The organism is Microbacterium sp. PI-1 (assembly GCF_004337555.1).
Taxonomy (GTDB): Bacteria; Actinomycetota; Actinomycetes; order Actinomycetales; family Microbacteriaceae; genus Microbacterium; species Microbacterium aurugineum.
The window spans coordinates 1-12,766 of record NZ_SJYZ01000044.1 but is presented as its reverse complement, the minus strand read 5'-3'; the positions used below and the strand labels follow the sequence as shown (position 1 = coordinate 12,766).

Here is a 12,766-nt window from a genome sequence, read left to right as displayed (position 1 = left end):
ACCCCGCCACATCGCGGCAGGCGGCACACCCCTCCCCGAATACCGAGCCACCGCGCACCCAGCCACCGGCGGCACCGCCGACCCGCGCGTCATCCTTGCCGCCACCCAAACCGTCCGCGACCTACTCGCCACCGGCACCGTCACAACCCCGGACGGCACCCGCACCCTCGACCCCTCCGACGTGGCCGTGATCGCCCCCCACGTCGAGCAATCAGCGCTCGCCGCGGCAAGCCTGGCCGATCTGCCCGACGTGTTCGTGGGCACGATCAACCAGGCCCAGGGACTGCAACGCGAGGCCGTCGTCGCGATCCACCCCCTACTCGGCCACGACGTGACCGAGCGATTCGCCCTCGACCTCGGACGGTTGTGCGTCGCGCTGTCCCGTCACCGCGCGCACGTCACCGTCATCACAGACGAGCGCTCGCCCGAGTCGCTCGCCGAAGCGCTGCGCGAACAGCCCCAGCACAGCACCTTCGCGCTCCACGCGGCCCTGTTGGCCCGCCTGCTGGGGACCACGTAGAACGCTCCTGCTGCGGTCGAGCTGCCAACCCCGCCGCACTGCTGATGTCCCTCCCCAGCGTGCTGCGTCATGTCCGCGAACCCCTCGACCCCAGGCCTATACCGACAGGGCCGCTCGTGGGGTGTCAATGTCGGACGCCCCCGCTAGATTGTGAATGTCACATTCACTAACGCACAACCGGGAGGAACCCCATGAACACTCGCACCAGCTTCATCACCCTCGACACCCGCCAGATCACCTCGACAGAGGCGACGACCGCCAACAGCCAGGCCCGGCACATGCGCGAGACCGACCTGAACGAATACGGCAAGTCCGGCTACGAGCTGCGCTCGACCATCGTCGTCCCGCAAGAGGACGGCATCGTCATCGTCGACACCCTCGCTCGCACCCAAGAGATGATCTGACCGCCAGGACGCCCCGCCCCCAAATCAAGGTGTAGGAACCGCTCAGAGATGTCCACGACGACTCGACGAGACCGAGGAATCGCGGCTAAAGTGTCCGCGTCCAACGCGTGTGTCTACTCCTCGAGTTGTCCATCGCGGTTCGAGCTGACGACACCCGCCAGAAACATGTGCTCGCAGCTCATCGTTTACAGAGTGGTGACGACGGTACCTGCTGGTTTGTACAGCACAGCCAAGGCGGTAACGCCGACGATGGCGAATCCGAGCAGCGCGCTAGCCGCGATGGGCAGTCCAATGACACCGAGCCAGCCCGCGATCGGGTAGCTAACCAGAAAGCAGCCGTGCGAAAGTGCGAATTGTGCGGTGTATACCAGGTTGCGGTTAGCGGGGGTGGACGCGTCGGCTAGAAGCCGTGACGAAGGGGTGTTAATCAGCGAGGTACTGGCACCGAGCAACGCCCAGGTGGCAAGCAGCATCCACCAGCCCTCTCCCGTGGTCGTGGCGATAATCGTCATCGCGATGGCCGCGATCAGACCCGAAACAAGCGTCCAGGCACCGATGCTCATGGCGCACAAGACACCGATGCGGTCGACGATCCACGGGACGTTGAGGGCAATGATCAGGGAGCCGACCCCATACGCGCCGAGGGCGAGGGCGAGGGCGGTGTCATCCAGGTCGAACACGCCTTTGGTGTAGACGACGGAGTTGACCAGGACGATAGCGGTGCCGGCCGCGACGACCACGTTGGCGGCCATCAGGAAGCGGAGGCTGGGCGTGCGGGCGAACACGCGCAGCCCGGTTGGCAGCCGCTCCCAGAACGTGCCGGTGGACGCATCGGGTACGTGTGCGGGAAGGCGGGCGATGAGGACGAGGGTGGCGGAGGCGGCGAAGCCGACGGCGGTGCCCACGAACAGGTTGTTGTAGCTGATCACGGCAAGTAGGGCTGCGGCGATGACGGGGCTGAGGATCGAGTCGAGATCGTAGGCGAGGCGTGACAGCGCGAGGGCACGAGTGTACTGCTGGGGGTCGGGCAGCACGCTCGGGATGAGTGATTGGAAGGCGGGGGTGAAGGTCGCGGACGCGGACTGCAGCACGAACACGAGCACGTAGATCTGCCAGGTGTCCTGGACGAAGGGCAGGGTGAACGCGATCGCGAGTCGAACGGCGTCGGCGCCGACCAGAACGGCCTTCTTGGGGAGCCTGTCCACGAGCGCTGCAACCAGGGGTGCGACGCCGACGTAGGCGACCATCTTGATCGTCAACGCGGTGCCGAGCACCGATCCGGCGGCATCTCCGGCGATCTCGAACGCGAGCAGTCCGAGGGCAACGGTGAGCAGGCCGGTGCCGACAAGGGCGATGACCTGGGCGAAGAACAGCGCCCGGTAGGTGCCGTTGCGTAAGACGGTGATCATGGCGCCACAGGGCGGCTGGCGTCGGCTCCGGCGTGGTGGTGCGGGGCGGCGCCACCGAGGGAGTGCTCGGCTTGGAAGATCGCGTCCGTGACCAGCTGGCGCGCGTGTTCGTCGGCGAGGGCGTAGAACACGCGGGTGCCGTCTTGTCGGGTGGTGACCATACGGGCCAGGCGCAGCTTGGCGAGATGCTGGGAGACGGCGGCGGGTGACTTGTCGACGATGTCGGCGATGTGGTTCACGGACAACTCCCCGGCTCCCTCGAGCGCGAGGATGATCCGCACGCGGGTGGCGTCAGCGAGCATCGCGAAGACCTCGACGGCGAGCTCTACGTAGAGGCTGTCGGGGTCGCGGCCGCATGTCACGTTATCTGCATTCATACGCAGATTCTTCCATATGGAGGGATGGCTCGCCGCTGACGATGATGCTCAGTCGAGGTGGCGGGCGCGGTGCAGGAGCGCGTCCATGCCGAATTCAAGGTGTGCGGCGGCGTTGTCGTCGAGGAAGAGATCGCGGACGCTGGTGAGTGCGGGGAACGAATGTGCGGCGAGTTCCTGCTCGAAGCGGTGGGCGCCGTCCTCGGGGGTGGTCTGTTCTTCGTGGACGAGTCCGACCACGAGGTAGTTGAGGCTCCAGAAGGTGGTGACGGCGAGGTCGGGGTCGACGCCGGCATCGAGCAGCGCGGCAATCACCGCCTCCCCTAGCCGCAGGGTGTTGGTTTCGGAGACCCTCGTACCCGAGACGAGATGTGCGCCGTCGCGGTGGTTCAGAAGGACCTGGCGGTAGCGGCGGAAGATCTCTTTGACCCGGTCGATCGGCGGGTGTGGGAGGTCGTCGAAGGAGAGCTCGCCGAGAATGGCGTCTGCCATCAGGTCGAAGAGGCGCGCTTTGCTCCCCACCTGCAGCGACACCGAGTTGAGGTGAACGTCGAGATGTCGGGCGATCCCACGGAGGGTGATGGCGTCCGCCCCGCCGCGATCGAGCAGGGCCAAGGCGGCGTGGATGACGTCGCGGCCGGATAGTCGGTCGGCCACAGGTCTCTCCTCCGAGCTTGGTCAGTGACCAACACTGTAGTAGCTTGGTCACCGATCAAGGAAATTGGTCACTGACCAAGTAAGGAGTGGGACATGGGTGCGGGTCACAACCACGGTGCACCGACTACCGAGGCAGGAGCGCCCGGGGATCACCGAGCACGACTGTGGATCGCGTTCGGCCTGACGGCGACGATCGTGATCGCGCAGGCGATCGGTTCCATCGTCACCGGCAGCCTGGCGCTGCTGACGGACACCGCACACGCGATCACCGACGCGTCCGGTCTGCTGGTCGCGCTGATCGCGGCGACGCTGATGCTGCGGCCGGCTAATCCGAAGCGGACCTGGGGATTCCGACGCATCGAGGTGATCGCCGCACTCGGGCAGGCCGCACTGCTGCTGGTGGTGGGCACTTACGCCGCCGTCGAAGGTATCCGACGCCTGTTCGAGCCGCCGGAGGTCGCCGCGGGAGAGATGCTCGTGTTCGGCATCGTCGGCCTCGCGGCGAATGTGATCGCGATCGTGATCCTCTCCTCGAGCCGCGGCGCGAACTTCAATATGCGGGCAGCGTTCCTGGAGGTGATCAACGATGCACTCGGCTCGCTCGGGGTGATCGTGGCCGCGATTGTGATCGCCACGACCGGGTTCCAGCAGGCCGACGCGATTGCAGGGCTCCTGATCGCGGGACTGATCGTGCCGCGCGCGATCATTTTGATGCGCGACACCACCCGGGTGCTCATGGAGTTCACCCCTGCCGGGCTCGACTTGGACGAGGTACGCCGGCACATCCTTGAGCTCGAACACGTCACCGACGTGCACGACCTGCACGCATCGACGGTCGCCACTGGCCTGCCCACCCTGACCGCGCATGTGGTGGTCGAGGATGAGTGCTTCACCGACGGGCATGCCGCGGAGGTGTTGCACGAGGTACGCGAATGCGTGGCCGGTCACTTCCCGGTGTCGATTCAGCACTCGACCTTCCAGATCGAGACCGCGCACCTCACCGAGGACGAGCCAGCCCTTGTCCGCCACCGCTGAGCCGGGCCCCCCAGCGCCGCGGTAGCGGTCGGCGGAGGAAGGGTGTCAGAGCGTCGCGAGCAGGTTAGTGCAGGCCTGTTCACAGCGGCGGCAGGCGTCGGCGCAGACCCGGCAGTGCTCGTGCATGTCCGCGTGGGTGTCGCACTCGGCGGCGCATGCGGCGCACGCTGCGCGCAACGCCTCCAGCGCGGCACGAAGCACGGTGGTGTCCGTGCCGGTGTGGCGAGAGAGCAGGCGCGCGGTGGTGTCGCAGAGGTCGGCGCAATCCTGGTTCAGACGGATGCAGGTGGTCAGATCGGCGACCATCTCCTCGCTGAGACAGGCGTCGGCGCAGGTCGTACAAGCCTGGCCGCACTCGAGGCACGCGTCGATACAGGCCAGGAGCGCGTCTCGGTTGGCGATGTCGTTGGCTCGGGGGTGGGTGTCGAACATTTGGGCGGTGACGGTCACGGCCTTCTCCTTTGAATCGGTGAGGGGGTTACGTTACGTCGCTGTTCCGGATGCCGGCGACCCCCTTGGGTTACGGTGCGGGGGTATGGTACGGACGGTAGGCTGGACGGGATGATCGGCCTGTCCGCGTTGCGCCTGCGGCTGCCGCACCCGGTGCGGTGGCTGGTTGCCGTGTGCTTCGCTGCAGCGGTCATCGTCGGGTTGATGGGGATGCACACGATCTCCTCGGGACACACCGCCCCTACGACCTCGGAGAATGTCGAGATGCCGGGCGGGGCACCTCACCACTCGTCGGCGCCCGCGACCGGCGATGAGGATGCGGAGGCGTGCGCGTCGTGCAGCCCGAGCGGGGGCCATGACGTTCTGATGATGATGTGCGTGCTGGCGTTGCTGGCAGCCGCCCTCGTGCTGCTGGTCCCCCGCGCCGCATGGTCGTCTGTGTGGGAGCGGCATGCATTGCGTCCGCCGGTGACGCGGTGCCGGCCGGCCCCGGACCGGCCTCCCTCACTCCTGGAGCTGTCGATCAGCCGAACGTGACACGCACTGTCCCTGCCCTCTGGGGCGGGGGTGAGGTTCATTGCCCGTACGCGGGTTTCACGAGTGTTTGAGAGGACTGATGATGAACAAGAAGATGCGTTTGGCAGCGGTCGCGGCCGTACCGCTGGCAGCGGTGCTGTTCCTGGCCGGCTGCGCGGACAACGGAGGCAGCATGCCTGGAATGGATCATGGTGGGTCGTCGTCGGCCCCGTCGGAATCGGCGGAGGCGGACTTCAACATGGCGGATTCGATGTTCGCGATGATGATGATCCCGCATCACGAGCAGGCCGTCGAGATGAGCGACATGATCCTCGCCAAGAGCGACGTTGATCAGCGGGTGCTGGATCTGGCTCAGCAGATCAAGGACGCCCAGCAGCCGGAGATCGAGACGATGCAGGGATGGCTCGCCGAGTGGGGCGTGTCCAGTGACGACATGGACATGGGTGAGATGGAGCACGGCGGCGGGATGATGTCTGACGAGGACATGGCGGCGCTGGAGTCGGCGTCCGGGGCCGAGGCGGCACCCCTGTTCCTGGAGCAGATGATCGCCCACCACCAGGGGGCGATCGAGATGGCCGAGACCGAACTCGCCAACGGGAAGAACGCGGACGCGTTGGCGCTCGCGCAAGCCGTGGTCGATACACAGTCCGCGGAGATCGAGACCATGCAGGATCTGCTCGGCCAGCTCTGAGCCCGATCCGTCGAGTGGGGGCGCCGCTGCCATGCGCGGTGCCCCCACTCTTCGAACGCGGAGGTACGCGTATGCACGTCCATACGAAGACACTGGCGGCGGGCGCCGCTGCTTCCGCCCTCCTGATGCTGGCGGGGTGCGCGGACACTCCGACGTCGCCGCCGGCTGGGGACGGGCGCACCGGGGTACCGAGCCATGTCCACGCGGTGGTCGTCGCCCCGGACACTGACCAGCTTCTCCTGGGAACGCATGAAGGCATCTACGAGGTCACCGACACCGGGGAGTGGGGTGGCCGGGTCAGCACGGACAGCTTCGACGCGATGGGACTCACCGCCACTTCGCAGACACTGATCGCGTCCGGTCACCCCGGCCCCGGAAGCCCCGCCGAGTGGGGGGCACCGAACCTGGGCGTGATGCGCAGCACCGACGCAGGGGTGAGTTGGGAGTCGGTGGTGTTCGGTGGGGAGAAAGACTTCCACGCCCTCGCCGCCGGCGCCGATGACACGGTGTACGCCATCGCCACGGACGTCAGCGACGTGATCCGCAGCGACGACGCCGGGCTGACCTGGGAACCTACCGGTGCGGATCTGGTAGCGGCCAGTCTCGCCGTCGACGGTCGCGGACGGGTGATCGCGGCCACCGAAGAGGGTGTGCAGATCAGCACGGACGGCGGTGCGTCCTTCGCGGCGTGGCCCGAAGCGCCGCTGCTGTACACGTTGGGGGCTGCGGCCGACCGGACTCAGGTGGTCGGTGTCGGCACCGATGGGCAGATTTGGGTGACCGGAGCCGGTGCCGCGAGCTGGGAGCCGGCAGGTCGCGTGGACGGCCGGGTGCAGGCGGTCGGTATGGACGCCGCGGGCCGCATCGTGATCGTCGACGAGACCAGCGGCATCACGATTCTGCCCGGATAGCCCGCCGGGCACGCGACGGGCCGTATGCGAGGTGCCTACGGGAGTCGAACCCGTCTAGACGGCTTTGCAGGCCGTTGCCTGACCGCTCGGCCAAGGCACCGAGTGTCCCCTTACCGGGGACGTGGACGCAGCAGCGTGGGATCGCCCGTCTGGTCCGGTTAGGACCGGACCAGACGGGCGATCGCGTCGCTGGCTTCCTTGATCTTCTGCTCCGCCTGGTCACCCTCCATGCGCGCCGCGTCGAGCACGCAGTGTTTCAGGTGGTCGTCAAGCAGCCCGACGGCCACGGCCTGCAGGGCGCTGGTCAGAGCGCTGATCTGGGTGAGGATGTCGATGCAGTACTTCTCTTCATCGACCATCTTCGAGATGCCCCGCGCTTGACCTTCGATCCGCTTGAGCCGGTTCAGGTATCGGTCTTTGTCGGTGATGTACCCGTGGGGGGCGTGAGCGGTGTCGGGTGCGGGTGTGGTCATGGCCGGGTTCCTTCGGGTTTAGCTGTCCAGCGCTGCGCGGGTGCTGGCTTCGGGGCTGAGGTCGATGCGGCGCAGCAGCTGCGCGTTCAGGGCGACCACGACGGTGGACAGGGACATCAGGATCGCACCGATCGACATCGGCAGGACGAACCCGATGGGGGCGAGCACGCCGGCGGCGAGCGGCACGGAGATCAGGTTGTACCCGGCAGCCCACCACAGATTCTGCTTCATCTTCCGGTACGCCGCACGCGACAGCTGGATCACCGACAGCACACTGCGCGGGTCGGAGCTCGCGAGGATGACCCCGGCGGACGCGATCGCGACGTCGGTGCCGGCGCCGATCGCGATGCCGACGTCGGCCTGCGCGAGGGCGGGGGCGTCGTTGACGCCGTCGCCCACCATCGCGACCTTGCGGCCCTCCTTCTGCAGCTCGGCGACCTTGCTGGACTTGTCCTCCGGGCGCACGTGCGCGAAGACCCGGTCGATGCCCAGCTCGGCGCCGACGGCGTTCGCGACGGCTTCGGCGTCGCCGGTGATCATGACCACCTGGACACCCAGCTTGTGCAGGGCATCGACGGCTTCACGGGACTCGGGGCGGATCTCGTCGGCGAGCTTGAGCCCGCCGATGACTTTTCCGTCCCGGGTCACGTGCAGGATGATCGCGCCCTCGCTACGCCACGCGTCCGCCGTGTCGACCTCGCTGGCACCGACGTCCTCGAGCAGACGGGGACCGCCGACACGGATCTCCGCACCGTCGACGGTCGCGGTGACACCGACCGCCGGGGAAGAGGAAAACCCGGTCGCCTTCGGCAGGGTCAGGTTCTTGTCCTTCGCGGCGCGAACGATGGCCCTAGCGAGCGGGTGCTCACTGTCGGCCTCGGCCGCCGCGGCGATCGCGAGCACCTGGTCAGCGTCCAGGTCACCGACCGGTTCCACGGCGGAGACGGTGGGCTCGCCCTTGGTGAGGGTGCCGGTCTTGTCGAACAGCACGGTGTCGACGGTGCGCATGCTCTCGAGCGCGAGCCGGTCCTTCACCAACACCCCGCCACGGGCGGCGCGCTCAGTGGCGATGGACACCACCAGCGGGATCGCCAGGCCCAGCGCGTGCGGGCAGGCGATGACCAGCACGGTGATGGTGCGCACGACCGCCGCATCGGGATTGCCGACGACAGTCCACACCACCGCGGTGATCGCGGCGGCGCCCAGCGCGAACCAGAACAGCAGCGCCGCCGCCTTGTCGGCGATCCGCTGCGCCCGAGAGGACGAGTTCTGTGCCTCCGTGACCAGCCGCTGAATACCCGCGAGGGTGGTCTCATCCCCCGTGGCGGTGACCTCCACGCGAAGGCCGGAGTCTGTGGCGACGGTGCCCGCGGTAACGGGGTCGCCAGTGCCGCGGGCGACGGGGCGGGATTCACCGGTGACCATGGACTCGTCCATGTCGGCGCGGCCGTCGACGATCTTCCCGTCGGCGGGGACGCTGCCGCCGGGGCGGACCACCACCACGTCCCCGACCTGCAGGTCGGCGGGTGAGACCTTGACGATCTGGTCCCCTTCGACGCGCTCTGCCTCATCCGGGAGCAGCGCCGCGAGGGTGTCCAGCGCGGAGCTGGTCTGGGCGAGGGAGCGCATCTCGATCCAGTGACCGAGCAGCATGATCACGATCAGCAGCGCCAGCTCCCACCAGAACTCCAGCTCGTGGTGCAGCAGGCCCAGGGTGGCGCCCCAGGACGCGAAGAACGCGACCGTGATGGCCAGACCGATCAGCAGCATCATGCCGGGTTTGCGGGAGCGGAGTTCGCTGACCGCACCGGTCAGGAACGGCCACCCGCCCCACGCGTACATGACGGTGCCGAGGACGGGGGCGATGAACAGTGCCCAGTCGGGGACGGTGTAGCCGAGGATCATCGCGAACATCGGGGAGAACGCCACGACCGGGACGGCGATGATCAGGTTGATCCAGAACAGTCGCCGGAACTGGCCGACGTGATCCCCGTGCCCACCGTGCCCGCCGCCGTGGCCACCACCATCGTGACCTGCGTGGTCCCCGTGGCTGGCCTGCGTGCCGTGGCCGGTGTGGGTGTCGTGCTGGGTGGGCGGCTCGGGGGTGTGGTCGCCGTGGCGGGTGTCTCCCCCGGTGGCGGTGGCGGCCTTGCCGGTGGGGTGGTCGGTGTGGTGTGCGTGCGGGTCAGTCATCGGTTCACTTCCCTGTGCCTAGCGTTGGTGTGAGTCTGCCGTCGCGGTTCCCGCGGAGGCGAGGTCCTGCGGATCGGTCGCGGCAGGAGTATGAAGGTTCGGCATCCACCCGAACACCGCGGGCACGGCGTCCAGCCCGAGCACCCCGACGGGGACACCGTCATGCTCGTGGACGACCAGGAGCGGGTCGGTAGTGTCGATGCGTGCGGAGGTGTGACCCCCGGTGATCCCGGCACCGGCGACCATCATGCCGTGCACGGTTGCCGTGAAGGGGGCGCGGGGCTGGTAGTCGCCCGGGTGGGTGCCGGCGCCGAGGTCGGCGAGCATGGTGCGTGCGGCATGTTCACCCTGCGCGGCCGCGTCCGACCAGTGATCGATGCGCCAGGCGCCCAGGGTGGTGTCATAGTGTGCGGCGACCCCGCCGGCGCTGTAGACGCCGGGGGTGGCGGTGCGCAGCTTCCCGTCCACGATGACCCCGTCTTCCCAAGGGGCGGGGCCGGTCGGGGTGGTTCCGTGGGCGATGATCAGCAGATCCGCCGTCAGCTGTGTGGTGTCGTCCAAGGCGAGCTCGAGCTGTGTGCCGGTGTCAGTGACGGCGGTGAGGGTGCGGCCGAACGCGACGTCCACGTGCTCCCGGTGCGCGGCGGCGAGGCGCTCCGCGGCGCCGGCGCCGAACACGCTGACCCCGGGGGTGGTCGCGCGGGCGAGGAGGGTGACCTGATGTCCACGGTCGCGGAGCAGCGTGGCGGTCTCGGCCGCGACCAGACCGGCACCGGAGATGACGATCTGCGCGGGGCGGCCAAGCGTGCCCAGGAGGTCGCGGACGGCGACCGCGTCTTCCAGGGAGTGCAGGGTGGTGACCCGTCCTGCCTCCGTGGCGGCGGTCAGGCCGGGCAGCGTGTCCGGCAGCAAGCGGGGGGTGCTGCCGGTGGCGAGGAGGAGCGCGTCGTACGGTTCGATCCGGCCGGATGCGAGCCGCACGGTCTTTCCCTGTGGGTCGACCTCGACCGCGGTGTCACTGATGACCTCCACCCCGGGGGTGACGACCTGTTCCGGGGTGAGCAGCCCGATCGCGACCCCCTTGTTGACCAGGGTGCGGTTGTACGGGGCCTGTCCGGTGCGGTCGACGAGGGTGACGCTCACCGTGCCGGAACCGTGAAGAACGCGCGCCGCGGCCGCGCCGGCGGCGCCGGCTCCCAGGATGAGGACCTTCTGGGGTGACAATGTTGCTCCTTGCGTCTCGCGAATGTGGGGGCTGGTGACCGGTATCCCCGGCCTGTGGTCGGTTAGGCGGCCGTGGCGTACTTGGCGGGGTCGGCGTCGAAGAGGGGGCCGCAGGCGGAGCAGCAGAACCAGTACCGCTGCCCGTCGTAGTCCCGGTAGAGGCCTTGGGCTTCCGCGGTGCTCTTGCTGACGGTGCTGCCGGGCATCACCGGGCAGGTGACGATGTCATCGGCGGGGGTGCCGGCGGGTGCTTCGTGGTGATGGTCGTGGCTCATATCCGTTGCTCTCCGTGATGTGGGTCCGGGGCGGCAGCCGTCGTCGCTGCCTCGTTTGTCTGCGTCCGAACCCCTCCAGGCTATACCCCGTACGGGTATGACAACAGGTGGGGTGTGGCGTGTATTCCCTGGACTGCTGGTGCTCAGGGGCGGTAGGCGAGCACGGTCATCATCCCGGCTTCGCCGTGGTAGATGTTGTGGCAGTGGGTCATCCATTGGCCGGGGTTGTCGGCGTCGAACTCGAGGTCGAGGGTTTGGTTCGGCAGCACGATGGAGGTGTCTTTGCGGGGGCCGCCACCGGCGTGCTGATAGGTGTGGCCGTGCAGGTGGAAGGGGTGCCACATGTCGGTGTCGTTCGTCACCCGCAGCCGCACCCGTTCCCCCGCGACCAGTGCGTGCGCGCCGCGCAACGGGTTGTGCATGTCGAACTGGGTGCCGTTGAACCCCCAGTCGTAATTGGCCATGCTGCCGGTGAGGGTGAGGTCGAGGGTGCGGTCCACGTCACGACGGTCGAGGGTGACCTCGGGTGCGGCGAAGAGCATGCTCGCCACCGCGACGACGCGGCCTTCGCCCAGTTCGGCGATGTCCGCGTCCGGGGTGGGCGCCTGTCCGCTGCCGGTGCGGATGATGGCGAAGCCGCGTTCCCGCTTGCCTTCGGCCTCCGCCACCAGGGGGAACGCACCGTCGCCCAGGGTGACGATCACGTCGTAGCGTTCCCCCATTCCCACCAGGACGCTATCGGCAGCGACCGGGTCGACGGGGAACCCGTCGGTGTGGGTGACGGTCAGCCGGTGCCCGCCGATGGCGACGCGGAACGCGGTGTCGCCGCCGGCGTTGATCAGCCGGATCCGTACCCGCGTGCCGGGCGTGCCGGTGAATTGGGCGGGGTCGGCGGCGGGTTTGCCGTTGATCAGGTAGTGCGGGTAGTACACGTCGCCGGCGTCGCCGCCGAGTAGGTCGGAGTCGGCGCCCATCAGCATGTTCCCCATCCGCATGAACATGTCGCCGTGCCCGCCCATGTCGCCCATTCCTTCTCGCAGCTGCTCGAGCACCGCGTCGGGGGTGGCGGTGACCCCGTCCAGCCAGTCGTCGAGGACGATGACCCATTCGTCGTCGTAGCGCAGCGGCTCATTCGGGTCTTCGACGATGAGCACCCCGTATAGGCCGGTGTCCAGCTGGGCGCCGACGTGCGGGTGGAACCAGTGCGTACCGGGGTCGGGGGCGATGAACTCGTATTGGAACGACTCGCCGGGGCGGGTCGCGGTCTGGGTGAGTGGGGGGACGCCGTCCATGTCGTTGCGGAGTGCCAGGCCGTGCCAGTGCACGGACGTGTCGACGGGGAGGGTGTTGCGCAGGGTGGCCTGCAGGGTGTCTCCTGCCTGGACGCGCAGGACAGGCCCGGGGATGCTGCCGTAGGAGAACGTGGACGCGGGTGTTCCTGCCAGATCGAGGGTCGCCGCCGCCGCCGTCAGCGTCGCGGTGACCACGCGGCCGGTGCCGCCACGGCCCCGTTCGGTGCGGTCGACGGCCGCTCCCGTCGGGCTGACCCAGGCGGGGGTGGGGGTGCAGGCGGCCAGAGCTCCAACCGCGGCGGCGGTGGCGCCGAGGGCGAG

General features: G+C 68.3%; 15 protein-coding genes and 1 tRNA gene. 6 read left to right on the top strand and 10 right to left on the bottom strand.

Annotated elements, in window-relative coordinates:
• Together E0W80_RS19250 and E0W80_RS18665 are read left to right on the top strand one after the other, a co-directional pair.
• Positions 1-520: AAA domain-containing protein (locus E0W80_RS19250; RefSeq protein WP_346559784.1), on the top strand; the 520-nt coding region annotated here is incomplete at its 5' end.
• 191 nt (positions 521-711) lie between these two features.
• Positions 712-924 carry a hypothetical protein gene (locus E0W80_RS18665; protein WP_067121477.1) on the top strand — a complete coding sequence of 71 codons (213 nt, stop codon included), beginning with the start codon at positions 712-714 and terminating at the stop codon, positions 922-924.
• 185 nt (positions 925-1,109) lie between these two features.
• Here the strand turns inward: E0W80_RS18665 and E0W80_RS18660 are convergent, their stop codons facing one another.
• The 3 genes from E0W80_RS18660 to E0W80_RS18650 are packed head-to-tail and all read right to left on the bottom strand — an operon-like array spanning position 1,110 to position 3,364.
• Positions 1,110-2,333 (bottom strand): MFS transporter, encoded by a 1,224-nt coding sequence (locus E0W80_RS18660; protein ID WP_101305188.1) that lies wholly within the window; start codon positions 2,331-2,333, stop codon positions 1,110-1,112.
• Positions 2,330-2,710 (bottom strand): metalloregulator ArsR/SmtB family transcription factor, encoded by a 381-nt coding sequence (locus E0W80_RS18655; RefSeq protein WP_067121069.1) that lies wholly within the window; start codon positions 2,708-2,710, stop codon positions 2,330-2,332. The genes E0W80_RS18660 and E0W80_RS18655 overlap by 4 nt, the downstream gene beginning before the upstream one ends.
• A 48-nt stretch (positions 2,711-2,758) precedes the next feature.
• Positions 2,759-3,364, bottom strand: a complete 606-nt coding sequence (locus tag E0W80_RS18650) for a TetR/AcrR family transcriptional regulator C-terminal domain-containing protein (protein ID WP_131494501.1) — start codon at positions 3,362-3,364, stop codon at positions 2,759-2,761.
• 93 nt (positions 3,365-3,457) lie between these two features.
• Here E0W80_RS18650 and E0W80_RS18645 point away from each other — a divergent pair, with 93 nt between their 5' ends.
• Positions 3,458-4,399: a cation diffusion facilitator family transporter gene (locus E0W80_RS18645; RefSeq protein WP_067121073.1), complete on the top strand. Its 942-nt coding sequence runs from the start codon at positions 3,458-3,460 to the stop codon at positions 4,397-4,399.
• Positions 4,400-4,444: 45 nt separating this feature from the next.
• On the opposite strand, the gene E0W80_RS18640 is transcribed toward E0W80_RS18645, so the two are convergent.
• Positions 4,445-4,831: a four-helix bundle copper-binding protein gene (locus E0W80_RS18640; protein ID WP_067121088.1), complete on the bottom strand. Its 387-nt coding sequence runs from the start codon at positions 4,829-4,831 to the stop codon at positions 4,445-4,447.
• 129 nt (positions 4,832-4,960) lie between these two features.
• Here E0W80_RS18640 and E0W80_RS18635 point away from each other — a divergent pair, with 129 nt between their 5' ends.
• From E0W80_RS18635 to E0W80_RS18625, 3 genes are all read left to right on the top strand, one after another.
• Complete coding sequence (locus E0W80_RS18635; RefSeq protein ID WP_067121074.1) at positions 4,961-5,386, top strand: DUF6153 family protein; 426 nt, start codon at positions 4,961-4,963, stop codon at positions 5,384-5,386.
• A gap of 79 nt (positions 5,387-5,465) precedes the next feature.
• Positions 5,466-6,077, top strand: a complete 612-nt coding sequence (locus E0W80_RS18630) for a DUF305 domain-containing protein (protein ID WP_067121076.1) — start codon at positions 5,466-5,468, stop codon at positions 6,075-6,077.
• A gap of 71 nt (positions 6,078-6,148) precedes the next feature.
• Positions 6,149-6,988 (top strand): F510_1955 family glycosylhydrolase, encoded by an 840-nt coding sequence (locus E0W80_RS18625; RefSeq protein WP_082914452.1) that lies wholly within the window; start codon positions 6,149-6,151, stop codon positions 6,986-6,988.
• Positions 6,989-7,017: 29 nt separating this feature from the next.
• Here the strand turns inward: E0W80_RS18625 and E0W80_RS18620 are convergent.
• The 6 genes from E0W80_RS18620 to E0W80_RS18595 all read right to left on the bottom strand — a co-directional run.
• A tRNA-Cys gene (locus E0W80_RS18620) sits at positions 7,018-7,088 on the bottom strand.
• 58 nt (positions 7,089-7,146) lie between these two features.
• Complete coding sequence (locus E0W80_RS18615) at positions 7,147-7,461, bottom strand: metal-sensitive transcriptional regulator (protein WP_067121078.1); 315 nt, start codon at positions 7,459-7,461, stop codon at positions 7,147-7,149.
• Between the two features lie 18 nt (positions 7,462-7,479).
• Positions 7,480-9,654 carry a heavy metal translocating P-type ATPase gene (locus tag E0W80_RS18610; protein ID WP_067121080.1) on the bottom strand — a complete coding sequence of 725 codons (2,175 nt, stop codon included), beginning with the start codon at positions 9,652-9,654 and terminating at the stop codon, positions 7,480-7,482.
• Positions 9,655-9,672: 18 nt separating this feature from the next.
• Positions 9,673-10,878 carry an FAD/NAD(P)-binding oxidoreductase gene (locus E0W80_RS18605; protein ID WP_067121082.1) on the bottom strand — a complete coding sequence of 402 codons (1,206 nt, stop codon included), beginning with the start codon at positions 10,876-10,878 and terminating at the stop codon, positions 9,673-9,675.
• A 62-nt stretch (positions 10,879-10,940) separates the two neighbouring features.
• A complete protein-coding gene (locus E0W80_RS18600) occupies positions 10,941-11,153 on the bottom strand; it encodes a YHS domain-containing protein (RefSeq protein ID WP_067121084.1) in 213 nt (70 codons plus the stop codon).
• Between the two features lie 143 nt (positions 11,154-11,296).
• On the bottom strand, positions 11,297-12,766 hold a 1,470-nt coding region (locus E0W80_RS18595), incomplete at its 5' end, for a multicopper oxidase family protein (RefSeq protein ID WP_131494500.1).